This window comes from Parafrankia sp. BMG5.11 (genome assembly GCF_004337455.1).
In genome coordinates this window covers 165,229-187,381 of the sequence record NZ_SJXI01000013.1, presented here as the reverse complement: position 1 = coordinate 187,381, position 22,153 = coordinate 165,229, and the positions used below count along the sequence as shown (strand labels likewise).

21 protein-coding genes are annotated in these 22,153 nt (G+C 68.6%); 14 read left to right on the top strand and 7 right to left on the bottom strand.

The features are described from left to right. Nucleotides 1-5: 5 nt before the first annotated feature. On the bottom strand, nt 6-665 hold the full coding sequence (locus tag E0504_RS07870; RefSeq protein WP_131622767.1) for a YggS family pyridoxal phosphate-dependent enzyme: 660 nt from the start codon (nt 663-665) through the stop codon (nt 6-8). On the opposite strand from E0504_RS07870, the gene E0504_RS07865 reads away from it, so the two are divergent. The 3 genes from E0504_RS07865 to E0504_RS07855 all read left to right on the top strand — a co-directional run bounded on the left by E0504_RS07865 (nt 633) and on the right by E0504_RS07855 (nt 6,432). After that, a complete protein-coding gene (locus E0504_RS07865) occupies nt 633-1,238 on the top strand; it encodes a thiamine phosphate synthase (RefSeq protein WP_207912306.1) in 606 nt (201 codons plus the stop codon). The two genes, E0504_RS07870 and E0504_RS07865, sit on opposite strands and share 33 nt — an antisense overlap. An 88-nt stretch (nt 1,239-1,326) precedes the next feature. Then, nucleotides 1,327-3,684: a DNA translocase FtsK 4TM domain-containing protein gene (locus E0504_RS07860; protein WP_131622765.1), complete on the top strand. Its 2,358-nt coding sequence runs from the start codon at nt 1,327-1,329 to the stop codon at nt 3,682-3,684. Nucleotides 3,685-3,825: 141 nt separating this feature from the next. Beyond that, the gene (locus tag E0504_RS07855) at nt 3,826-6,432 is read left to right on the top strand and encodes a TonB-dependent siderophore receptor (protein ID WP_131622762.1); all 2,607 of its coding nucleotides are present in this window, start codon (nt 3,826-3,828) and stop codon (nt 6,430-6,432) included. Between the two features lie 74 nt (nt 6,433-6,506). Here the strand turns inward: E0504_RS07855 and E0504_RS07850 are convergent, their stop codons facing one another. Together E0504_RS07850 and E0504_RS07845 are read right to left on the bottom strand one after the other, a co-directional pair. Further along, the gene (locus E0504_RS07850; protein WP_131622760.1) at nt 6,507-7,550 is read right to left on the bottom strand and encodes a substrate-binding domain-containing protein; all 1,044 of its coding nucleotides are present in this window, start codon (nt 7,548-7,550) and stop codon (nt 6,507-6,509) included. Between the two features lie 77 nt (nt 7,551-7,627). Continuing rightward, a complete protein-coding gene (locus tag E0504_RS07845) occupies nt 7,628-9,004 on the bottom strand; it encodes an OprO/OprP family phosphate-selective porin (protein WP_207912302.1) in 1,377 nt (458 codons plus the stop codon). 165 nt (nt 9,005-9,169) lie between these two features. Here E0504_RS07845 and ald point away from each other — a divergent pair, with 165 nt between their 5' ends. Next, entirely contained in the window at nt 9,170-10,291 is a 1,122-nt protein-coding gene (ald, locus tag E0504_RS07840) for an alanine dehydrogenase (RefSeq protein ID WP_131622758.1), read from the top strand. A 4-nt stretch (nt 10,292-10,295) separates the two neighbouring features. On the opposite strand, the gene E0504_RS07835 is transcribed toward ald, so the two are convergent. Next, the gene (locus E0504_RS07835; RefSeq protein WP_131622756.1) at nt 10,296-11,126 is read right to left on the bottom strand and encodes a zinc-ribbon domain-containing protein; all 831 of its coding nucleotides are present in this window, start codon (nt 11,124-11,126) and stop codon (nt 10,296-10,298) included. Nucleotides 11,127-11,278: 152 nt separating this feature from the next. On the opposite strand from E0504_RS07835, the gene ftsE reads away from it, so the two are divergent. From ftsE to E0504_RS07815, 4 genes are read left to right on the top strand one after another with little or no spacing between them, the layout of a single operon-like run. Then, nucleotides 11,279-12,013 carry a cell division ATP-binding protein FtsE gene (gene ftsE / locus E0504_RS07830; RefSeq protein ID WP_131623062.1) on the top strand — a complete coding sequence of 245 codons (735 nt, stop codon included), beginning with the start codon at nt 11,279-11,281 and terminating at the stop codon, nt 12,011-12,013. After that, nucleotides 12,010-12,939 (top strand): ABC transporter permease, encoded by a 930-nt coding sequence (locus E0504_RS07825; RefSeq protein WP_131622754.1) that lies wholly within the window; start codon nt 12,010-12,012, stop codon nt 12,937-12,939. The genes ftsE and E0504_RS07825 overlap by 4 nt, the downstream gene beginning before the upstream one ends. After that, the gene (locus E0504_RS07820) at nt 12,936-13,472 is read left to right on the top strand and encodes a YdcF family protein (RefSeq protein ID WP_131622752.1); all 537 of its coding nucleotides are present in this window, start codon (nt 12,936-12,938) and stop codon (nt 13,470-13,472) included. The genes E0504_RS07825 and E0504_RS07820 overlap by 4 nt, the downstream gene beginning before the upstream one ends. 2 nt (nt 13,473-13,474) lie before the next feature. Further along, on the top strand, nt 13,475-14,164 hold the full coding sequence (locus E0504_RS07815; RefSeq protein ID WP_131622750.1) for a 1-acyl-sn-glycerol-3-phosphate acyltransferase: 690 nt from the start codon (nt 13,475-13,477) through the stop codon (nt 14,162-14,164). Here E0504_RS07815 and E0504_RS07810 read toward each other — a convergent pair. Together E0504_RS07810 and hisC are read right to left on the bottom strand one after the other, a co-directional pair. Then, entirely contained in the window at nt 14,158-15,063 is a 906-nt protein-coding gene (locus E0504_RS07810; RefSeq protein WP_131622748.1) for a prephenate/arogenate dehydrogenase family protein, read from the bottom strand. The genes E0504_RS07815 and E0504_RS07810 overlap by 7 nt on opposite strands. Beyond that, complete coding sequence (hisC, locus tag E0504_RS07805) at nt 15,060-16,160, bottom strand: histidinol-phosphate transaminase (protein WP_131622746.1); 1,101 nt, start codon at nt 16,158-16,160, stop codon at nt 15,060-15,062. The genes E0504_RS07810 and hisC overlap by 4 nt, the downstream gene beginning before the upstream one ends. A 118-nt stretch (nt 16,161-16,278) precedes the next feature. On the opposite strand from hisC, the gene E0504_RS07800 reads away from it, so the two are divergent. The 4 genes from E0504_RS07800 to gltX are packed head-to-tail and all read left to right on the top strand — an operon-like array spanning nt 16,279 to nt 19,989. Beyond that, nucleotides 16,279-17,376 (top strand): homoserine O-acetyltransferase, encoded by a 1,098-nt coding sequence (locus tag E0504_RS07800; RefSeq protein ID WP_131622744.1) that lies wholly within the window; start codon nt 16,279-16,281, stop codon nt 17,374-17,376. Further along, nucleotides 17,373-17,960, top strand: a complete 588-nt coding sequence (gene metW / locus E0504_RS07795) for a methionine biosynthesis protein MetW (RefSeq protein WP_131622742.1) — start codon at nt 17,373-17,375, stop codon at nt 17,958-17,960. The genes E0504_RS07800 and metW overlap by 4 nt, the downstream gene beginning before the upstream one ends. Continuing rightward, on the top strand, nt 17,957-18,640 hold the full coding sequence (locus E0504_RS07790; RefSeq protein WP_131622740.1) for a hypothetical protein: 684 nt from the start codon (nt 17,957-17,959) through the stop codon (nt 18,638-18,640). Before metW ends, E0504_RS07790 begins: the two co-directional genes overlap by 4 nt. Before the next feature lie 20 nt (nt 18,641-18,660). Then, on the top strand, nt 18,661-19,989 hold the full coding sequence (gltX, locus tag E0504_RS07785) for a glutamate--tRNA ligase (protein ID WP_131622738.1): 1,329 nt from the start codon (nt 18,661-18,663) through the stop codon (nt 19,987-19,989). Here the strand turns inward: gltX and pyk are convergent. Further along, entirely contained in the window at nt 19,986-21,452 is a 1,467-nt protein-coding gene (gene pyk / locus E0504_RS07780) for a pyruvate kinase (RefSeq protein WP_131622736.1), read from the bottom strand. The genes gltX and pyk overlap by 4 nt on opposite strands. A 56-nt stretch (nt 21,453-21,508) precedes the next feature. Here pyk and E0504_RS07775 point away from each other — a divergent pair, with 56 nt between their 5' ends. Continuing rightward, nucleotides 21,509-21,817: a DUF1244 domain-containing protein gene (locus tag E0504_RS07775; RefSeq protein ID WP_131622734.1), complete on the top strand. Its 309-nt coding sequence runs from the start codon at nt 21,509-21,511 to the stop codon at nt 21,815-21,817. 89 nt (nt 21,818-21,906) lie between these two features. Then, on the top strand, nt 21,907-22,143 hold the full coding sequence (locus E0504_RS07770; RefSeq protein WP_131622732.1) for a DUF2312 domain-containing protein: 237 nt from the start codon (nt 21,907-21,909) through the stop codon (nt 22,141-22,143). Nucleotides 22,144-22,153: the final 10 nt, after the last annotated feature.

Genomic DNA, 22,153 nt, shown 5'->3' with positions numbered 1-22,153 from the left:
GGCGGCTAGTCGCGCGTTCCGAACAGCGCCGTGCCCACGCGGACGTGCGTCGCGCCCAGCATGATCGCCGTCTCGAAATCGCCGCTCATGCCCATGGAGCGCCCATCCAGTCCGTGATCGCGCGCCAGCTTGTCGAGCAGGGCGAAGAACGGCGCCGGCTCGATCCCTGATGGCGGGACGCACATCAGGCCGATCACCGGCACGTCCGCTGCGCGCGCCTCACTCAGCAGCGCGGGCAGATCCTTCACCGCGCAGCCGCCCTTCTGCGGTTCCTCTCCGGCGTCGACCTGCATGAAGCACGGCACACGCCGCCCGACTCTGTCGAACGCCCTGGCGAGTGCCGTCAGCAGGCTCGGCCGGTCGAGCGAGTGGATGCAATCGAACAGGCGCGCGGCGTCCTCGGCCTTGTTCGACTGAAGCTGACCGACGAGGTGCAGCTGAGCATCGGGCCAGCGTTCGCGCAGGGCGGGCCACTTGGCGGCCGCTTCCTGCACCCGGTTCTCACCGAACACCCGCTGGCCCGCCTCCAGCAGCGGCGCGATCGCTTCGGCAGGGTGAGTCTTGCTCACCGCGACCAGCGTCACTTCGGCAGGTTCCCGCCGCGCCAGCGTGACGGCGTGGGCGATACGGTCGTGGATTTCGCTGAGGCGCAACGCTGCATTCATGGTCCGATGCGCTATAACGGCGGCATGGGCATGCGCCAGTCTCTCCCCGATCTGTGGCTCCTGTCGGATCCGCGCAACGACGAGTTGCTGCCCCGCGCGCTGCGCGCCTTGCCGCGCGGTTCCGCGTTCATCTTCCGCCACTATCACCTCGACCCCCGAAGCCGCCGTGCGCGGTGGGACGAACTGATGCCGCTGGTGCGCGAAGGCGGGTTGCTCGCGCTCCTGTCCGGCAGCGACGATCAGGCGCGCGAGTGGGGCGCGGTCGGCAGCTACGGTCCGCCCGAAGCGGTCGGCGAAGCGCCCGAACTGCTCCGCGTGGCGACCGTGCACGACGCGAACGAGATCGCGCACGCCAACGCTTCTGGCGCAGATGCGGTGATGCTGTCGCCGGTGTTCGCCACCCGCACGCATCCCAACATCACCCCGCTTGGCCCCGAACGGTTCCATGCGCTCGCGGCGCTGGCGGAAATGCCGGTGATCGCGCTGGGCGGCATGACCTTCGAACGTGCCCGCGAGCTGGGGTGGGGTCGCTGGGCGGCGATCGACGGACTTGCGCTCAAACAGGATTCCTGACGCCGCGCACCGCTGACGTCATGGATTCTTGACGCCTGAGTCCCCGACCTGCGATAACCGCCTCAGACGGGTTAGGGGGAAAGCGGCAATGGCGACACGGGCAATCGGGCCAGGAACGGGCAGGACGCCCGTGGCCGATTGGCGCGCGGCGTTTCGCCGCAGCTTGCGCCGGGCCGCGCAGATGACCGGCGCCGCCGCGCTGTTCGGCGCGATGCTGTTCCTCGGCCTCGCGCTCGCCAGCTACACCCAGACCGACCCCAGCGGCTCGACCGCCGCCGCTGGCGATGACGTGCGCAACTGGATGGGCGCGAGCGGGGCGTGGCTTGCCGAACGCGTGTACTTCCTGTTCGGCGCGACCGGGGTCCTGCTGCTGCCGCTGCTCTACGTATTCGCGCGCAAGCTGTGGCACGATATCGAGGACGAGGACGAGGATCTGCGCACCCGCTGGTGGCGGCCGACCCTGCTGCTGCTCGGATCGATGGCGCTGATCGGCACCGTGCTGGCGCTGGCGTTCGACCGGCCCGGCGGGTCGCTGCCCGCCTCGCTCGGCGGGATCACCGGACTGCTCGGCGCCGCGGGGATCGAGGCGGTCGCGAGCCGGCTGGGCGAAGGCATCTCCGGCTGGGTGATCCTGGCACTGGCACTGGTCGCGCTGGCAGGCGGAGTGATCGGCGTGACCCGCGTGTTCGCGCTCGACTGGGTGCAGCTGCTCACCCTGCCGCGCTTCCTGAAGCGCGCGCCGGCGCTGCCCGAGCGGCTGGCGGAGGTGGACCTGCCGTTCATGCCCAAGCCGCGCGCCAAGCGTGAGGCTGCCGCACCCGACGAAGCGCCGCAGTTCACCGAGCGCCGCGCGCCCGAGATTGCCGAGCCGAGCCTGGCCCCGCGCCCGGCCAAGCCCGCCGGCAAGACCGCGCAGAAGGACCTGTTCGCCAGCTATCAGCTGCCCAGCATCGACCTGCTTACCGATCCTCCGTCGCAGGCCGCGCCCAAGCTCGACAAGCTGGCGCTGGAGCGCAACGCGCGGCTGCTGGAAACCGTGCTCGACGACTTCAACGTCAAGGGCGAGATCACCGCGGTCCGCACCGGCCCGGTGGTGACGATGTACGAACTGGAGCCGGCGCCGGGCATCAAGGCCAGCCGCGTGATCGGCCTCGCCGAAGACATTGCCCGCAACATGAGCGCGATCAGCGCGCGCGTGTCCTCTATCCCCGGCAAGACGGTGATGGGCATCGAACTGCCCAATGCCGACCGCCAGACGATCGCGTACAAGGAACTCGCCGGGTGCGAGGCGTTCGTCGATGCCAAGGGCACGCTGCCGATCATCCTGGGCAAGGACATCGCCGGCGAACCGATCGTGGCCGATCTGGCCGCGATGCCGCACCTGCTGGTCGCCGGCACCACCGGGTCGGGCAAGTCGGTCGGGCTCAACTGCATCCTCCTCAGCCTGCTTTACCGCTTCACGCCCGACGATTGCCGGCTGATCCTGATCGACCCCAAGGTGCTGGAGCTGAAAAGCTACGACGACATTCCGCACCTGCTGTCGCCGGTGGTAACCGAGCCGTCGAAGGCGGTCCGCGCGCTGAAATGGGCGGTCGAGGAGATGGAGCGGCGGTATCGCTGGATGAGCAGCATCGGCGCGCGCAACATCGCCGGCTTCAACGAACGGGTCCGCACCGCCAACGCGAAGGGCAAGCCGCTCGGCCGCCGGGTCCAGACCGGGTTCGATCCCGACACCGGCGAGGAACTGTTCGAGGAAGAGCAGCTCGAATACACGGCGCTGCCGCAGATCGTGCTGATCGTCGACGAACTGGCCGACCTGATGGTCACCGTCGGCAAGGAAGTCGAAGTGCTGATCCAGCGGCTCAGCCAGAAAAGCCGCGCGGCGGGCATCCACCTGATCATGGCCACCCAGCGCCCGTCGGTCGATGTCATCACCGGCGTGATCAAGGCCAATCTGCCGACCCGCATCAGCTTCAACGTCACCAGCCGCATCGACAGCCGCACGATCCTGGGTGAGCAGGGCGCCGAACAGCTGCTGGGCAAGGGCGACATGCTCTACAAGCCGGGGTCGGGCGCGCTTCAGCGTGTCCACGGCCCGTTCGTGTCCGACGACGAGGTGGAGCGCGTGGCTGAACACTGGCGCGGCCAGGGCAAGCCCGATTACGTCGACGCTGTGACCGAGGAGCCTGAAGAAGGCATGGGCTTCGGCTTCGATGACGAACTGACCGCGTCCGACAATCCCGAAGAGCGCAAGTATCGCCAGGCCTGCCAGATCGTGTTCGAACATCAGAAGGCGTCGGGTTCGTGGCTCCAGCGCCAGATGGGCGTCGGCTACAACACCGCCGCCAAGTGGATCGAGAAGATGGAGGAGGATGGCTTCGTCGGCCCCGCCAACCATGTCGGCCGGCGCGACATCTACCGCGACAAGGACGGCAATCCGCTGTGACCTGACGCTACGGCGGCCGGAACGTCGCTAGAGAATTGTAACGCAACAGCAACAGTTCGCGCAAAAATCACACACCTGCGCAATTTAGTACGCGTTCCCGCGGCATGAATGTAATTTCCCGTCAAACCAGGGAGGTCATCTATGTCACGTCAATCCTCACGTCTGCTCGCATCGGCCTCGGCGCTGATCGTCGCATCGGTCGCGCTGCCGGTGGCGGCGCAGGATGTGCCCAACGAAACGGCGGCTTCGGCGGCGGGTGAGGCCACCCCGCAGGAACAGATCATCGTCACCGGCACCCGCCGGACGGATCGCACCGTGGCCGACAGCCCGGTGCCGATCGACGTCATCGGCGGCGATCAGCTGACCGACAACGGTTACACCGACACCAACCGCATCCTCAACCAGCTGGTGCCCAGCTTCAACTTCCCCCAGCCCGCCATCACCGACGGCACCGATGCGGTGCGCCCGGCGACGCTGCGCGGCCTGGCGCCGGACCAGACGCTGGTGCTGGTCAACGGCAAGCGGCGCCACACCTCGGCGCTGCTCAATCTCAACGGCTCGGTCGGGCGCGGTTCGGCGGCGGTCGATCTCAACACCATCCCGCCGATCGCGATCGAGCGGATCGAGGTGCTGCGCGATGGTGCCTCGTCGCAGTACGGGTCCGATGCGATCGCCGGCGTGATCAACGTCCAGCTGCGCAAGCGGGAAGGCAACCGGGCGCAGGTCACCTATGGCAAGTACATCACCACGATGGACGATGTGCTGCAGCAGGGCGGACCGGTGCTGGGTGCGAACGGCCAGCCGGTGCTCGACACCACGGCCGGCGCGGGCGGCGTCTACCAGCTGACCGACACCGGCCGCGAACGGAAGCGGCGCGATGGCGGCACGCTGACGCTGGCCACCGCGCTCGGCCTGCCGGTCGGGCCCGGCGGCTATCTCAACGTCGCGCTCCAGTACCAGGACAAGAACCCGACCAACCGCTCGGGCGCCGATCCGCGCCAGCAGTACCCCAGCCTGGCCGGCGGGCTGGCCGATCCGCGCGAGCAGACCATCGACCGTTACACCCACCGGTACGGCGACCCGCAGACGACCGACTTCACGGCGTTCATCAACGCGGGTTACGAACTGTCGCCGGCGGCCGAATTCTACACCTTTGCCAGCTACAACCGGCGCGATTCCGAAAGCGCGGGCTTCTATCGCCGCGCCAACGACGCCCGGAACCGCAATTTCTCGGCCTCCACCACCGCGTTCGTGCCGTATTACGCCGACGGCTTCCTCCCGCTGATCACTGGCGACATCGAGGATATCGCCGCCGCCGCCGGCATCCGGGGGACATTCGGTGACGAATGGAACTACGATGCCAGCGTGGTCTACGGCACCAACCGCTTCCAGTTCGGGGTCGAGAACAGCTTCAACGTCAGCTTCGGCGAAGCGAGCCAGCGGAAGTTCGATGCCGGATCGCTCCGCTTCGGCCAGACGACGGCGAACCTCGATCTGCAACGCACGTTCGATTTCGGCATCGGCAGCGGCGTGTCGGTCGCGTTCGGCGCCGAATACCGCGACGAGAACTTCCGCATCGTGGCCGGCGATTTCCAGAGCTATGCCGGCGGTCCGTTCGCCCCGGCTCCGCTGTTCGCTCCGGCAGGCGCGCAGGTGTTCCCAGGCTTCCGTCCTGCCAACGAGGTGGACGCAAGCCGTAATTCGAAGGCCGCGTATCTTGAGCTTGAGACCGACCTGTCGGACGCGCTGACCATCCAGCTGGCCGGACGGTACGAGAATTTCTCCGACTTCGGCGACACCATCAACGGCAAGGCCGCCGCCCGTTTCGAACCGATCGACGGCATCGCGCTGCGCGGCTCGATTTCGACCGGCTTCCGCGCGCCGTCGCTGCAGCAGCAGTTCTACGCCACCACCTCGACCAACAACGTCAACGGCGTGCTGGTCGACATTCTGACAGTGCCGGTGAACAACCCCGTCGCGGTAGTGCTGGGTTCCCAGCCGCTCCAGCCGGAAAAGTCGCTCAACTGGTCGGGAGGCGCGACGTTCTCGCTGATCCCCGGGTTCAACATCACGGCCGATTACTACAACATCGACATCGATGACCGGATCGTGGTGACCGAAATCCTGCAAGGCGCGGCGGTGGTTTCGCTGCTGCAGCAGAACGGGTTCAACAACGTCAGCTCGGCGCGGTTCTTCGTCAACGGCATCGACACCCGCACCCGCGGTTACGAGATCGTCGGCACCTACCGCGTGCCCGACATGGGCCTCGGCAACCTGTCGCTGACCGCGGGCTTCAGCCACAACAAGACGAAGATCACCGACGCGGCCGTCCTGCCCACCTTGCCGGGGCTGACCCTGTTCGGCCGGCAGGAATCGCTGCGGCTCACGCGCGGCCAGCCACGCACCAAGCTCAACGTCGGGTTCGACTGGGATTCGGGCATCTTCGGCTTCACCGCGCGGGCCAACCGCTTTGGCGAGGTGCTGATCCCCGGCGCGGATGCGGCGCGCGACCAGGTCCTGTCCAAGCAGTGGGTGACCGACGCCGAACTGCGCGCCAAGGTCATGGACCGGCTGGAACTGGCGGTGGGCGCGAACAACCTGTTCGACAGCTACCCCGACCGGGTGCGCTTCGGTCTCGACGGCGGGCAGAACTACGGCCTCAACGGGTACTTCATCCCGTTCAGCCAGTTCTCGCCATCGGGCTTCAACGGCCGCTTCGTGTACGGGCGCGTCAGCCTCGATTTCTAGGCCGCAGGCCAAGTAGCAAAAAAGCCCCGCCGGTCCGTGCCGGCGGGGCTTTTTTTGTGAGGCGCGGGCGACGCTTACTTCAGCCCGTCGGCCGTCATCACCGTGCCCTGAGTGGCGTTCTGGCGTGCGGTGGCCTGCACATCGTCGGGCGCGGCGACGAAGCCGACCTTGGCGAGCGGGCCATCCTTGCCCCAGCTCATGGTCCACTGGGTGATGAATTCGGACAGGCCGGGGATCACGCCCACGTGCTGCTTCTTGTAATAGACATACAGCGGCCGCGCGCCGGGGTACTTGAAGGTCGAGATGTTGTCGTACGTCGCCTCGACCCCGTTCATCGGCTGATCCTGCAGCTTTTCACCGTTCTCCTCGAGATACGAGAAACCGAACACGCCGACCGCGTTGGGATTGCCTTCGATCTTCTGGACAATGAGGTTGTCCTGCTCACCCTGGTCGACAAAGGCGCCGTCCGACCGGACTTCGGTGCAGACCTGTTCGAACTTGTCCTTGTCGCTGTCCTTCAGCGCCTTCATCGCCGGGTCGCTTTCGCAGCCCTTGGTGAGGATCAGTTCCTTCAGCGCGTCGCGGGTGCCGGAGGTGGAGGGCGGGCCGTAGACCAGGATCGGCTTGGCGGGCAGCAACGGGTCGACATCGGCCCAGGTCTTGGCGGTCTGTTCCTTGCCGTACGGCCGGGCAGCGAGTGCCTTGTAGACGATCTCGGGCGTCAGCGGCAGCACGATGCCGCCCTTGGCGGATGCGAACGCGATCCCGTCAAGCCCGACCTGCACCTCGACCACGTCGGTTACGCCGTTCTTCTGGCAGTCGGCGAACTCGCTCGCCTTCATCCGCCGGCTGGCGTTGACCATGTCGGGGGTCGCCTGGCCAAGGCCGGCGCAGAACAGCTTGATGCCCCCGCCGGTACCGGTCGATTCGATCAGCGGGCTCTTCATCCCCTGGTTGGCGGCCACGTAATCTTCGGCGACCTTCTTGGCGAAGGGATAGACGGTGGACGAGCCGACCGCGCGGATCGTGTCACGCGCGCCGCCCGCGCCGCCGGAACTGCCGCAAGCGGCGACAGTGAGCGCCGATACGGCGGCGAAGGCGAAAGTCTTGAGGTGCATGTGTTGGGCCCCTTGGCAATGGATCGACCGCCCCTGTGGGGGCGGCGTGTGACAGGCGGATGACAGCCGCGTGATGATCAGAAGTCGATTTGCGCGCGCATCCCCAGCGCGTCCACCGCGTAATTGCGCTTCCCGCCCGCGGCCGGCAGCGCGGCGCGCGAATAGACCAGGTGGCCATAGCTGGCCATGAACCGGGTATAATCGGTCGGTGTCCACACCAGGCCCAGCTCGTACCCGTCCTGCTTGCCGCCGATCACGCCCGCGTCGACCAGATCGAGATAGTCATAGCGCAGGTTGACCTGCACCGCCCCTAAACCGCCCTTGTCCACCGGGCGCTTGGGCTTCACCCGATCGAACACGCCGCCCTTGTAGCCGCGGCTGTCGCCCCGGGTCAGGAACACGCCGGCTTCCACGTAGCCGCCGAAAAAGGTCGGGTCGGTCAGCGCGCCGGGCCGGTTGACCCGTTGCCAGTGCGCCTCGCTCGCGATGTGGACCGGGCCTTTCAAATATGCCGCTTCCAGCCCGTAGCCCAGCTCGCGGGTGGCGGCGAGGTTGCCGGTGTCGATGAAGCGGATGTCGGTGCTGTGGATCAGCGGCCGCACGCGATAGCGCACGCTGGATGCCGCATCGTTGAGTTCGCGGTAGTGGACCGATCCGCCAAGGTGGAGCTGCGCCCCGCCCAGTTTGGGCATGAATACCGCCCGGCCATCGACCGAAAGCGCGTTGTTTTCGTCGTCTTCGAGATCGGCCACGTTGTCGGTGAACACGCCCCCCTGCAGCAGCACGTCGCCGGCGCTGTAGGAAGCGCTGAGGCCCAGCCGGCGTTCGAAGCCGAACGCGGTGTTGACCGCCGCCCGCTCCGTGAAGCTGGTGAACAGGTCGCTGGTCATTTCCTCCAGACCCCAGAACGGCTTCTGGTGGCCGAGGGTGATGCCAACCTGTTCGGATGCCTGATACGTCAGGTAAAGATCGGTCACCTCGACCGAGCTTGCGGCCACATCGATTTCCGCCCGATAGCCGAAGCCGCCCGGCATTTTGCCCTCGACGCCGAGGTACGCGCGGCGCAGTTCGCTGCTGAAGCCGGTGCTGGCATCGGTGACGCCCGCCGGGCTGCTGACGGTGCCCGCGTCAAGCTGGATCCGGCCGCGCGGCTTGAAGCTCCACCCGCTGGCGGTGCTGACCTCCGGCGCGCCTTTCCACGCGATGTCGGTCGCGGCCGCCGGTTGGGCCGGTGCATTCGCAGCGGCGGTGGCGTCGGCGGGGGCCGGCGGCGCCGCCTTGGCGGAAGCGAGTTCAGCTTCCAGCGAATCGATACGGTCCGCCATCGCCGACATCTGGGCGCGCATCGCGGCAAGCTCGCGCGCGACCGCCGCATCCTGCGCCGCGGCGGGCGCGCTCCATCCGGAAGCGACTGCGAGTGCCGCGGCGGACAGCGAGAGGCGGGTGATCGTCACGTGGGCTGGCTCCTCGATGAAGCTTTTGTGAAGCTTTCCCGACAGCATTACGGCGCATGTGTGACAACTGCATGACGCATGTGCGGGAGATTGGCGGCGCCGGCGCCTCTTGCCGCCCGATGGTTGCAACTGTAACGAGCGCGCGCACAAGAGGAGAGCACGGCGATGCGCATCGGCTGCCCCAAGGAAATCAAGAATCACGAATACCGCGTCGGCCTGACCCCCGAAAGCGTCCGCGAACTGACGGCCCACGGGCACGAGGTGTGGGTGGAGACCGGCGCCGGGCTCGGCATCGGGGCGGATGACGGCCAGTACCGCCAGGCGGGCGCCGTGATCCAGGACGGGCCCGATCCGATCTTCGCGCAGTGCGAGATGGTGGTGAAGGTCAAGGAACCGCAGGCGGTCGAGCGTGCCAAGCTGCGCGCGGACCAGGTGCTATACACCTACCTGCACCTGGCCCCCGATCCGGAGCAGACCGCCGATCTGGTGAAGTCGGGCGTGACCGGCATCGCGTATGAAACGGTGACCGGGCCGGGCAACACCTTGCCGCTGCTCAAGCCGATGAGCCAGGTCGCTGGCCGGATGAGCATCCAGGCGGGCGCGACGGCACTGGAAAAGGCGCACGGCGGGCGCGGTGTGCTGCTGGGCGGCGTGCCGGGCGTGCTGCCGGGCAAGGTGATGGTGATCGGCGGCGGCGTGGTCGGGTTCAACGCCGCGCAGATGGCGGTCGGCCTGGGCGCCGACACCACCATTCTCGACCGCGATCCCGAGGTGCTCGAACGGCTCGGCACCCATTTCGAAAGCCGCGCCAAGACGCGCTTCTCCAACCAGGCGAACATCGAGCAGATGCTGTGCGAGGCGGACCTCGTCATCGGCGCGGTGCTGATCCCCGGAGCGGCCGCGCCCAAGCTGGTCACCCGCGACATGCTGAAGTGCATGAAGCCGGGCGCGGTGCTGGTCGATGTCGCGATCGACCAGGGCGGCTGTTTCGAAACCAGCCATGCCACGACTCACGCCGACCCGACGTATGTGGTCGATGGCATCGTGCATTACTGCGTCGCCAACATGCCGGGCGCGGTGGCGCGGACCAGCACGTACGCGCTCAACAACGTGACCTTGCCGCACGCGCTGAAGATCGCCGAACTCGGCTGGCGTGAGGCGCTGCGGCGCAACCCGCACCTTGGCGCGGGGCTCAACGTCCACGCCGGCAAGGTGACGTATCAGGCGGTGGCCGAGGAACTGGGGTACGAATACGCCTCGGTCGAGGACGTGCTCGCGGGCGCCTGACCGGTCAGGCCGGCTTCCATCCGATCTCGGCAAATTTGGCCGAGCGGGGGACGTCGGCCATCGCCTGCGTGATGGTCATCGTCTCGCCCGGGGCGAGCGACGACTTGGGCGGCGCGATCTCCCAGCTGTAGACGATCCGTTCGCGCGCATCGCGCAGCACCACCAGGATCGACGGCACGGTGCGGGTTTCACGCCCGACGTTTTTCACCGTGCCGCTGGCGCCGAAGTACTCGGTCCCGTTCGGCAGCGTGCGCCGCTCCTGCTTCTGGCGGGGGAAATCGAGCACCAGGTCGGGCTGGCCCAGCGCGAAGGTCGGCCGGCTGACCGGCACCCAGTCGGGCAGGCCCCAGTAGCTGACGGCCGCCACCGTGCCCAGCGCCAGCACCGCGAACAGCGCGGCGGCGGCAGTCCACACCTTCGCCAGATTGCGGCGCGGACGGAACGGCGGGGCATAATCGAACTGCGAGATCTCCTCGCCGTAATCCTGCGCGGCGGGCTCGGGTGCCGGCGTGGTTTCGACCACCGTGGGCGCGGGCGCCTCGGCAGGATCGTCGTAGATCGGCGGCTCTGGCTCCTGTTCTGGCTGAGACCCGGTTTCCGGCGCGGAGACGATGCCGGACCGCGCTGCTGTCGGCGGCACCGCCGAGGCGCGCGGCGCCGGAGCAGCGGCTGGGGGTTCCGGCGACGCTGCGGGGGGAGGCGCGCCCTCCAGCTCGGGGCCATCCTGAAACCAGCTGTGACGGCATTTGGCGCATCGCACCGTCCGCCCTTCCGCGCCGATGGCGCTGTCCGGCACAACGTAGCGCGTCGTGCAGGCGGGGCAGGAGATGATCATGGTAAAGAATCTGACGCAAGCGGGGCGCGTGCACAAGATGCGCCGCCGTGCATCACCCTGCCATACGGCTTTTTTCCACATGGAAGCCGGTCTATAGCCCTTTCGCCGATGATTACCGCGCGATATTCCCCTTTTGTACTTGGTGCCACGCGGTGAATGCCGATGGGGGCGAGGTGGTCACGTTCGACAACGTGGGGCTGCGATACGGCACCGACCGCGAAATCCTGAGCGATGTGTCGTTCACCCTGCACCCCGGCGGCTTCTATTTCCTCACCGGGGCGAGCGGCGCGGGCAAGACCTCGATGCTCAAGCTGCTGTACCTGGCGCAGCGTCCCTCGCGCGGGGCGATCCGCATGTTCGGGACCGATGTCATCACCGTCCCGCGCGAGCGGCTGCCCGCGTTCCGCCGCCGGTTCGGAGTGGTGTTCCAGGACTTCCGGCTGATCCCCCACCTGTCGGCGTTCGACAACGTGGCGCTGCCGCTGCGGGTGTCGGGCGTGCGCGAGGCGGAACTGCGCAAGCCGGTCAGCGACATGCTCGACTGGGTCGGGCTCACCCACCGGGCCGATGCCCGTCCTGCAACCCTGTCGGGCGGCGAGCAACAGCGCGTCGCCATCGCCCGCGCGGTGATCGGCCGCCCCGACATGCTGGTGGCGGACGAGCCGACCGGTAACGTCGATCCCGAAATGGCGCTCAAACTGCTGCGCCTGTTCGAAGCGCTCAATCGGCTCGGCACCACCGTGGTGGTCGCCACCCACGACGTGCACCTGCTGCGCAAGGTGCCGGATTCGCTGATCATGCGGCTCGACAAGGGGCGGCTGTCCGATCCCACCGGGGCGCTGCGCTACCCGCCCCGGCGCGAACCGCGCGTTCAGGCGCTGGCGTGAAGCGGCCGCCGGTGCTTGCCCGCGCGGTGGCGCGCAGCCTCGTGCCGTTCGGCGGCGAACGCGCCGCCGCGCTGGTGCCGCACGCGCGCCTCGCCGGGCCGATGCCGTGGGTGATCGCGATCATGGTCGCGCTGACAGTGATCGCGGGCGCCGGCGGTCTGGCACTGAGCAACCTGGCCGACAGCGCGCGGACCGAGTTATCCGGTGCCGCGACGGTGCAGATCGTCGAGCCGCTCGCCGCCGAGCGTGACCGCCAGACCCGCGCCGCCGCGCGCGCGCTGGCCGGCTCCCGCGATGTCGCCGCCGTGCGGGTGGTGCCGCAAACCGAACTCGACGCGCTGCTCGATCCCTGGCTGGGCGGCGCGGGGGACGAGGCGGTGCCGGTCCCGGCGTTGATCGACGTGGAACTGCGCGGCCCCGCCACCGCGCAGCGCCTGGCCGCGCTGCGCCGGTCGCTGGCGGCGGTTGCCCCCGCCGCGCGGGTGGACGCGCAATCGGCGTGGCTGGGCCCAGTATTTACCGCGATCTCCTCGCTCCAGTGGCTGGCGATCGCGCTGGTCGTGCTGCTGGCGCTGACCAGCGCGGCGGCGGTCTGGCTGGCGGCGCGCAGCGCGCTCGGCGGCAATCGCGGGACTATCGAAATCGTCCACCTGCTGGGCGGCACCGACGCGCAGATCGCCCGCATCTTTCAACGGTCGGTCGCCTTCGACGCCGCCGCGGGCGGGGCGGTCGGGCTGGGACTGGGGCTGGTCGCGGTGGTGGTTCTCGGCCGGCAGTTCGCGGCGCTGGGGTCCGGCATGGTGGCGGGCGGCGGGCTCGGCACGATCGACTGGCTGCTGATCGCGGCCATCCCGGTGATCGGCGTGATGATCGCCATGCTCACCGCGCGGCTGACGGTGCTGGGTGCATTGAGGAGAATGTTGTGATCCGCCGCACGCTGGCCTTTGTCCTGCTACTGTACGCATTCGGCTTCCTGTGGTTCGCCGCCGCGTTGCCGCAGCCGGCGGACGCCGGACGGACCGACGCGATCGTGGTGCCGACAGGCGGGCCGGGGCGGATCGACCGCGGGCTGGAACTGCTGGCAGCGCGCCAGGCGAACGCGATGCTGGTCACCGGGGTCGACCGCGAGGTGCGCCCCGCCGAGTTCGCCGCCGAGTACAAGGTTCGCGCCCAGACCATGGAATGCTGCGTCACCCTGGGCTTCGCCGCCGTCGACACGCGCGGCAATGCGGCGGAAACCGCAGCGTGGATGGACCACCATGAGTACCGCTCCCTGCGGCTTGTCACCACCGACTGGCACATGCGCCGGGCGGCGGGTGAGCTGGAATCGGCGCTGCCCGCCAACATCAGCGTGATCCGCGACGCCGTGCCCTCGCGCCCACGGCTCGGCATCCTGTTCCTGGAATACAACAAGCTGCTGGCGAGCACCGCGGCGCGCCTCTGGCCGCAAGGGACCTGACGATGGCCTTGCTGCGCAGCCTCCTGTTCTACCTGTTCTTCTACGTCGGCTCGATCGGCTACACCTCGGGCTCGCTGCTGATGCTGCTGTTCAGCCAGAAGGCGTTCCGCAAGGTGGTGCGCGGCTGGTCGCAGTATCACCGCTTCTGCGCCCGCGTGTTCCTCGGCATCCGCATCCGGGTCGAGGGCAGGCCGCCGGAAGGGGCCGCGTTCTACGCCATCAAGCACGAAAGCTTTTTCGAAGCGATCGACCAGCCCGCACTGTTCGTGAACCCCTCGGTCTTCGCCAAGGAAGAACTGTTCTCGATCCCCCTGTGGGGACCATCGGCCCGCGCGTTCGGACTGGTGCCAGTGGCGCGCGACCAGGGTCCCAAGGCGCTGCGGGCGATGATTTCGGCCGCCAAGGCGCTGGTGGCCGAAGGGCGTCCGCTGGTGCTGTTTCCTGAAGGCACCCGCGTGCCGCACGGGACCGAGCCGCCGCTGCAATCGGGCTTTGCCGGCTTGTACAAGCTGCTCGGCCTGCCGGTGGTGCCGGTGGCGGTGGACAGCGGGCCGTTGTATCACCGCAAGTGGAAGCGCAGCGGCGTGATCACCTACCGGTTCGGCGAAGCGATACCCGCCGGCCTGCCGCGCGAGGAGGCCGAAGCGCGGGTCCACGCGGCGATCAATGCGCTGAACCGCGAAGGTCAGTGATCGCTGCGGCCGAAGTCGGGCCGCGCATCGTCCTGCCCCTGCTCGACAATCGAGCGGCGGATGTCCCGGGTACGAGTGAACAGGTCGAACAACGCCTCGCCGTCACCCCGCCGGATCGCCCGCTGCAGCGCGGTGAGATCCTCGGTGAAGCGGCCGAGCATCTCCAGCACCGCCTCGCGGTTGGAGAGGAACACGTCGCGCCACATCGTCGGATCGCTCGCCGCGATGCGGGTGAAATCGCGGAAGCCACCGGCGGAATACTTGATCACCTCGCCCCGGGTCACGTCCTCCAAGTCCGACGCGGTGCCGACGATGGTGTAGGCGATCAGGTGCGGGATGTGGCTGGTGACCGCGAGCACCAGGTCGTGGTGCGCGGCGTCCATGATCTCGATGTCCGCGCCCAGCGCCTCCCAGAACGCCGATAGCCGTGCGACGGCGGCGGGTTCGGCGTCGGCGGCAGGCGTAAGGATGCACCAGCGGTGGCGGAACAGGTGCGCAAAGCCCGCATCGGGCCCGCTGCGCTCGGTGCCCGCGACCGGGTGGGCGGGGATCACGCAGACGCCGGGCAGCGCGCGGCGCAGCGCCTCAGCGACCGCCGCTTTCGATGAGCCGACATCGCTGACTATCGCATCGGGCATCAGCGCGCCGGCAAGATCGGCGGCGGCCTGCTCCATCGCGCCGACCGGCACGCAGAAGATCACCAGTTCGGCGCCCGCGACCGCGTCGGAGGCGGTGTCGCACACCCGTGCCACCAGGCCGCGTTCGGCGGCGCGGCGGCGCACGTCCGGATCAGCGTCGAACCCGGTGGTGTCGCAGCCGGGCAAGTTTGCCTGCACCGCCAGCCCGACCGAGCCGCCGAGCAGCCCGAGGCCGATCACCGCAACGCGCGAGAAGCTCATCCCGCGCGCTCGGCGGCTTGGGCGATCGCGGCGACCACCGCGTCCATCTGGTCGGGAAGGCCGATCGTGATGCGCAGCGCATTCGGCAAGCCCTGGCCCGGCAGGTGCCGCACCGCGAAGCCCGCCTCTGCGATTGCCTGCAGCGCGGTTGCGGCGCGCAAGTTTCCGCCAAACGTCACCAGCACGAAGTTGCCCTGGCTCGGCACCGCGCGAACGCCATGGTTGCCCAGCGCTTCGATCGCCGCAACGAACCGCGCCCGCTCGGCGGCGTTGACGGTGCGCGAGCGGCTGACCCACTCGTCATCCGCCAGCGCGGCCAGTGCGGCCGCCTGCCCCTGGTTCGTGACATTGAACGGCCCGCGGATGCGGTTGAGTTCGCCCACCAACTCGGCCGCGCCGGTCGCCCAGCCGATCCGCTCACCCGCAAGGCCGTAGATCTTGGAAAAGGTGCGCGTCACCAGCACGTTTTCGTGCGCGGCCGCGAGCGCGAGCCCGCCGTCATCGTCGTGCGACGCAAGGTATTCGGCATACGCCTGGTCGAGCACGAACAGCACGTCGGCGGGGAGCCCGGCGTGAAGCCGCGCCACTTCGGCGCGCGGCAGGAACGTGCCGGTGGGATTGTTCGGATTGGCCAGCAGCACCACCCGGGTGCGGGGCGTGACCGCGGCGAGCAGCGCGTCGACGTCGCAGCCATAGTCGGCATCGGCGGATTCGACCGGCACGGCCCCGCAGCGGCGGGCGGCGATCTCGTACACCGCGAAGCTGTAGCGCGGGAACAGCACCTCGTCCCCCGGACCCGCGAACGCCTGCACCGCCAGGTTGAGCAATTCGTCGGAGCCGGTTCCGCAGACGATCCGCGCCGGATCGATCCCGTGCCTGGCGCCCAGCGCCTGCCGGAGCGCGGTGGAATCGGGATCGGGATAGCGGCTGGGGGAGGGAGCGCGGGCCATCGCCTCCAGTGCGGCGGGCGGCGTCCCGAGGGGATTCTCGTTGGCCGACAGCTTGACCAGCGGCTGCCCGCCCGCGCCGCTTGCCTTGCCGGGGACATAGGCGTGGATCGCGGAAATCCAGGGCTTGGCGGTGGGCCGGCTGTTCATGCCGGCGCGTCTAGGACAGGCGGGGGCAGGCTGCATCAAAGAAAATGCGGCCCTTCGACAAGCTGGAGGCAAGCGGTTAGAGGCAACGACCTTCCCTCTAACCTGTGATCCCGCTGCGATGGCCCCGACGACCGCTTCCCAAGGCTTCACGTTGCCCCAGCCGTTGCCCCTTGACGGCGGGCAGGCGCTGGACGGCGTCACCATCGCTTACCAGACCTATGGCGAACTGGCGCCGGACCGCGGCAACGCGATCCTCCTGTGCCACGCGCTGACCGGCGACCAGTATGTCGCCAGCGCGCATCCGACCACCGGCAAGCCGGGCTGGTGGGAACGAATGGTGGGCCCGGGCAAGCCGATCGACACCAATCGTTTCCATGTGGTCTGCGCCAACGTGATCGGCGGCTGCATGGGCTCGACCGGCCCCGCCAGCCTGACACTCGACGGCCGGCAGTGGGCCAAGCGCTTTCCGGTGATCACCATCCGCGACATGGTCCGCGCGCAGATCGCCCTCCTTGATGGCCTCGGCATCGAGCGGCTCCACGCGGTCGTCGGCGGGTCGATGGGCGGGATGCAGGCGCTGAGCCTCGCCGCCAATTTTCCCGACCGCGCCGAACGGGTGCTGGCGATCGCCACGACCGCCCGCCATTCGGCACAGAACATCGCTTTCCACGAGGTCGGCCGCCAGGCGGTGATGGCCGATACCGACTGGCAAGACGGGGATTACTACGGCACCGGCCGGGCCCCCGACAAAGGGCTGTCGGTCGCGCGGATGGCGGCGCACATCACCTACCTGTCCGAAGCCGGACTGACCGAGAAATTCGGCCGCAACCTGCAGGACCGTGACGCCAAGACGTTCGGCTTTGACGCCGATTTCCAGATCGAAAGCTACCTGCGCTATCAGGGGACCGGGTTCACCCAGCGGTTCGACGCCAACAGCTATCTCTATATCACCCGCGCGATGGACTATTTCGACATCGCCGAGGAACACGGCGGGATGCTCGCCAGCGCGTTTGCCGGGACGCCGGCGCGGTTCTGCCTGGTCAGCTTCGATTCCGACTGGCTCTACCCCACCGCCGAAAGCCGCCACGTGGTCCACGCGTTGAATGCAGCGGGCGCCGCGGTCAGCTTCGTCGAGCTCAGCGCGCCCTTTGGTCACGACAGCTTCCTGCTCGACGTGCCGGCGCTCGACCGGGTGGTGGCGGGGTTCCTGGGATGAGCGCGCTGCGGCCCGACCTGGCGGTGATCGCCAGCCATGTGCAGCCGGGCACGCGCGTGCTCGACGTGGGGTGCGGCGACGGGGCGCTGATGGCGGCGTTGCAGGACCGGGGCTGCGACGCGCGGGGGATGGAGGTCGATCCCGCGCTGGTCGAACGCTGCGTGGCGCGCGGGCTGAGCGTCATCCAGGGAGACGCCGACCGCGATCTGGCCGACTATCCGGACAAGGCGTTCGACTACGCGGTGCTAAGCCAGACCTTGCAGACCGCCGCGCGGCCCGACCGGATGCTCGACGAACTGCTCAGGGTCGGGCGGCAGGCGTTCGTCAGCTTTCCCAACTTCGCCCACTGGCGCACGCGCGCGGCGCTGGCCTTCCAGGGGCGGATGCCGGTGACGCGCCATTTACCGGTCAGCTGGTACGAGACGCAGAACATCCACCACGTGACCGTGGCCGACTTCCGAGAGCTGATCGCCGTCAAGGGCGTCCGCTGCGAGCGCGCGTGGTACTTCGCCGGCGACCGGGCCATTGGCGCCGCCGCTGCCAACCTGCGCGCAGAGTACGCCCTGTTTGAACTGAGCCGATGACCGAAGACGAACCCAATCCGTTCGACCGCCTGCTGTTCGAAGACGCGCCGCCCCCGCCGCCGCATCTCGCCGCGCTCGGCGAAAGCTTCGTCGCGCGCGCCAACCCGCGCTTCCGCAATTTCCGGGTCGATCTGGAGGCGATCGAGGTCGCCGCCTCCAAGGCCGGCCGGGCGGGGGAAATCTCCCCCGAAGACGGCGCGCAGCTGTTCCTCGATCGCGGTGACAGCCTCTCGCTGCCGCTGGTCCGCCGCTACATCGAAGCGTGCGAGACCGAGCTGGTGGCGCGGTGGTTGATGGCGCTGCCGAGCTTCCATTTCACGGGCTGGGCGACCGTGCGCAATCTCACCGCGCTCGATGGCATGGTCGCGGCGGGCGAGCCGGCGCTGGCGGTCCGCGTGGTGCGCAAGCATCTGGAAAAGACCTTTGCCCGCGCCCGCGATTGCTGGCGGCTCGTCGCCCGCAAGCGCCCTGCCGGGCTGGCGGACGAGGCGGCGGAGCGGTTCGACCGCGCGATCGCCAAGGCCCGTTGGGAACTGCCCGGCCAGATCGAAGGCGCGCGGATCGAGATTGCCGAACTGGCTGCCTATGTGCGCGATCACGGCTCGCTGGAGGACAACCGCGCGATCGATACGATGCTGGCCGATCTGGAAAAGGTGCGCGCGCGCTTCACCCAGGCGTAGGTTCGGCTATGGCACCCGCCATGACCGTCACCCGTTTCGCGCCGTCGCCCACCGGGCACCTCCATGTCGGCAATATCCGCACCGCGCTGCACAACTGGCTGCTGGCGCATAAGTCCGGCGGCAGGTTCCTGTTGCGGATCGACGACACCGACGCGGAGCGCAGCCGCGAGGAGTATGTCGAGGCGATCCGGGCCGACCTCGCGTGGCTGGGGCTGACGATCGACGGCGAACAACGCCAGTCGGCTCGCGCGCCGATCTACCAGGACGCTTTCGAGCGGCTGCGCGCCGCGGGCCGCGTTTATCGCTGCTACGAAACCGCGCAGGAGCTGGAGCTGAAGCGCAAGATCCAGCTCGGGCGGGGGCTGCCGCCGATCTACGACCGCGCAGGGCTGGCGCTGGACGACGCGGATCACGCGCGCTTCGCCTATCAGGGCGTGGCGCCGCACTGGCGCTTCAAGCTGGATCACGGCGAGCCGATCGAGTGGCTCGACGGCATTCGGGGACGCCAGCATTTCGAACCCGCTCAGCTGTCCGACCCGGTGGTCCGGCGGGCCGACGGATCGTGGCTGTACATGCTGCCGAGCGCGATCGACGATATCGAAATGGGCGTGACCGACGTGCTGCGGGGGGAGGATCACGTCAGCAACACCGCCGCGCAGACGCAGATGTTCACCGCGCTTGGCGCCGAGCCGCCGCGCTTCGCGCACGAGGCGCTGCTGGTTGGGCGCGAGGGCAAGCTGTCGAAGCGGCTGGGCTCGCTGTCGGTGGGCGCCTTGCGCGACAGCGGGATCGAGCCGCAGGCGGTGACCGCGCTGCTGGCGCGGCTCGGCACGTCGCTGCCGGTGGAGCCCATCGCCGACATTGCGGTGCTGGCAAACAGCTTCGACTTGTCGACATTCGGCCGCGCGCCCGCGCGGTTTGACGAGGCCAAACTCGAGCGGCTCAACCACGCCATCGTGCACCAGCTAAGCTACGCCGAGGTGGCCGACCGCCTGCCCGCGGGGATGAGCGAGGCCGCGTGGCTGGCGGTGCGCCCGAACCTTGAGACCGTAGCAGACGCAACCGATTGGTGGCAGGTCATCGCCGGACCCGTTGCGGCGCCCGCGCTGAATGAGGATGATCGCCGCTTCCTCGCCGAGGCTGCCGCGCACCTCGCCTGGAGCGACGACCCGTGGGGTGCGCTCACCGGCGCGCTCAAGCAGGCGACCGGCCGCAAGGGCAAGTCGCTGTTCATGCCGCTTCGCCAGGCGCTCACGGGCCGCGACCATGGACCCGACATGCACGCGCTGCTGCCGCTGATCGGCGAGAAGGAAGCGCGCCAGCGGCTGGAGCGCGCGGCAGCCGGCTAGACCGCTGACCGACGGGCGTGCTTCGACAGCTCGTCGCCTGACAGCGTCACCACGTGCAGCAGGTTGGTGCTGCCCGGGGTGCCGAACGGTACGCCGGCGAGCGCGATCAGCTTGCTGCCCGCCTGGCCGATGCCGCTCCGCAGCGCCATCCGCTTGCCCTTGGCGATCATCTCTTCGAAACTGCCGATATCCTTGGTCGAGACCGCCTGCGCCCCCCACAGGAGCGCCATGCGCCGGGCGGTCCGGACCGACGGCGTGAGCACCAGCATCGGCACGCTGGGCCGTTCGCGCGCCACCCGCCGCGCGGTGCTGCCCGAACCGGTGAACACCACGATCGCGGCGATCGACACGGTGTCGGCGATCGTCATGCAGGCATGGCTCAAGGCGTCGGCGGTGGTCCGGTCAGGGGGCGTATCGAGGAACCGCACGCGCGAAAGGTACGCATCGTCCCGCTCCACCTGGGTGGCGATCCGGTCCATGATCCCGACCGCTTCTTCCGGCCATTCGCCCGCCGCCGTCTCGGCCGACAGCATCACCGCGTCGGCCCCGTCATAGACCGCGTTGGCGACGTCGGACACTTCGGCCCGGGTCGGGGTGGGGCTCTCGATCATCGATTCGAGCATCTGCGTCGCGACGATTACCGGCTTGCCGGCGGTGCGGGCGGCGTTGACGATCCGCTTCTGCAGCGGGGGGACTTCCTCGGGATCGAGCTCCACGCCCAGATCGCCGCGCGCGACCATGATCCCGTCGCTGAGCTCGATGATCTCGTCCAGCCGGCGCACGGCAGAGGGCTTCTCGATCTTGGCGCAGAGCGAACCGTAGCCGCCCATCAGCCGCCGCGCCTCTGCCAGGTCCTCCGGCCGCTGGACGAACGACAGGCCGATCCAGTCGCAGCCGTGCGACACGGCGAAAGCAAGATCGCGCCGGTCCTTTTCAGTGAGCGCAGGAATCGGGATTTCCGCATCGGGCACGTTGACGCCCTTGCGGTCGGAGATCACCCCGCCGACCTCCGCCGAACACAGCACGCTGTCAGGTTCCGCCTTGATCACCTTCAGGCGGATCTTGCCATCGTTGATCAGCAGGCGCTGACCCTTTTGCAGGACCGCGAACAGTTCGGGATGCGGCAGCTCGACCCGGGTCTCGTCGCCCGGTTCGGGATTGCGGTCGAGGGTGAAGTGGCCCGAATGGCGGATCACCGCCTGCCCGCCCTTGAACTTGCCGACCCTGAGCTTGGGCCCCTGCAAATCCGCCAGGATCGCGATCGGGCGGCCCGTCGCCTTCTCCAGGTCGCGGATCGCCTTGATCGTCGCCGCGTGATCGGCATGTTCGCCGTGGCTCATGTTGACGCGAAAGGCATCGGCGCCCGCGCGCAGCAGCTTGTGGAGCATCTCGGGCGCACTGCTCGCCGGGCCGACGGTGGCGAGAATCTTGACCTTGCGGTTGCGCGGCTGGAGTTTCTGCATAGGCGTGCGCCTAGGGCAGGCGGCCCGAACAGTTCAAGCGCCAAGACAGGATAGCGATGACCCAGCCCGACCCGCTCGATCAGCTCGATGACGCCCACGCCGCCGCGGCGTTTCGCCGGCTGGTGCGCCACCTGCGCCACCGGACCGATGCGCAGAATATCGACCTGATGGGCCTCGCCGGCTTCTGCCGTAACTGCCTGGCGGACTGGATCGGCGAGGCTGGGTTCCCCGGCGACAAGGCGGCCGCCCGCGCGTTGATCCACGGGATGCCCGCCGATGAGTGGAAAGCGCGCCACCAGTCACCCGCCACGCCCGAACAGCTCGCGCGGATGGAGGCGAGCCTCAAGCTGAACGGGGACGGATAGAGAACTTTTCCACCGCACCTTCAAACCCCCGGGCGGGCTGGCTATCGAGCCGGCAACCGATTCTCACATTCTACCGGAGCCTAAGTGAAATGGCCGATGCCACCGACGACCGCCTGCGCCTGCTGATCGAGCGTATCGAACGCCTCGAGGAAGAGAAGAAAGGCATCGCCGACGACATCCGCGACGTTTACGCCGAGGCGAAGGCGGTCGGCTACGACGCCAAGATCATGCGCCAGGTCGTGCGCCTCAGGAAGATGAAGCCCGACGACCGGGCGGAGATGGAATCGATCCTGGAGGTGTACAAGAACGCGCTCGGCCTGGGCTGAGGCCTGCGCG

Coding starts and splice junctions, on each gene's coding strand:
- E0504_RS07870 (WP_131622767.1), bottom strand. CDS start 665: ATGAATGCAGCGTTGCGCCTCAGCGAAATCCACGACCGTATCGCCCAC.
- E0504_RS07860 (WP_131622765.1), top strand. CDS start 1,327: ATGGCGACACGGGCAATCGGGCCAGGAACGGGCAGGACGCCCGTGGCC.
- E0504_RS07855 (WP_131622762.1), top strand. CDS start 3,826: ATGTCACGTCAATCCTCACGTCTGCTCGCATCGGCCTCGGCGCTGATC.
- E0504_RS07850 (WP_131622760.1), bottom strand. CDS start 7,550: ATGCACCTCAAGACTTTCGCCTTCGCCGCCGTATCGGCGCTCACTGTC.
- ald (WP_131622758.1), top strand. CDS start 9,170: ATGCGCATCGGCTGCCCCAAGGAAATCAAGAATCACGAATACCGCGTC.
- E0504_RS07835 (WP_131622756.1), bottom strand. CDS start 11,126: ATGATCATCTCCTGCCCCGCCTGCACGACGCGCTACGTTGTGCCGGAC.
- E0504_RS07815 (WP_131622750.1), top strand. CDS start 13,475: ATGGCCTTGCTGCGCAGCCTCCTGTTCTACCTGTTCTTCTACGTCGGC.
- E0504_RS07810 (WP_131622748.1), bottom strand. CDS start 15,063: ATGAGCTTCTCGCGCGTTGCGGTGATCGGCCTCGGGCTGCTCGGCGGC.
- hisC (WP_131622746.1), bottom strand. CDS start 16,160: ATGAACAGCCGGCCCACCGCCAAGCCCTGGATTTCCGCGATCCACGCC.
- E0504_RS07800 (WP_131622744.1), top strand. CDS start 16,279: ATGGCCCCGACGACCGCTTCCCAAGGCTTCACGTTGCCCCAGCCGTTG.
- metW (WP_131622742.1), top strand. CDS start 17,373: ATGAGCGCGCTGCGGCCCGACCTGGCGGTGATCGCCAGCCATGTGCAG.
- E0504_RS07790 (WP_131622740.1), top strand. CDS start 17,957: ATGACCGAAGACGAACCCAATCCGTTCGACCGCCTGCTGTTCGAAGAC.
- gltX (WP_131622738.1), top strand. CDS start 18,661: ATGACCGTCACCCGTTTCGCGCCGTCGCCCACCGGGCACCTCCATGTC.
- pyk (WP_131622736.1), bottom strand. CDS start 21,452: ATGCAGAAACTCCAGCCGCGCAACCGCAAGGTCAAGATTCTCGCCACC.
- E0504_RS07775 (WP_131622734.1), top strand. CDS start 21,509: ATGACCCAGCCCGACCCGCTCGATCAGCTCGATGACGCCCACGCCGCC.
- E0504_RS07770 (WP_131622732.1), top strand. CDS start 21,907: ATGGCCGATGCCACCGACGACCGCCTGCGCCTGCTGATCGAGCGTATC.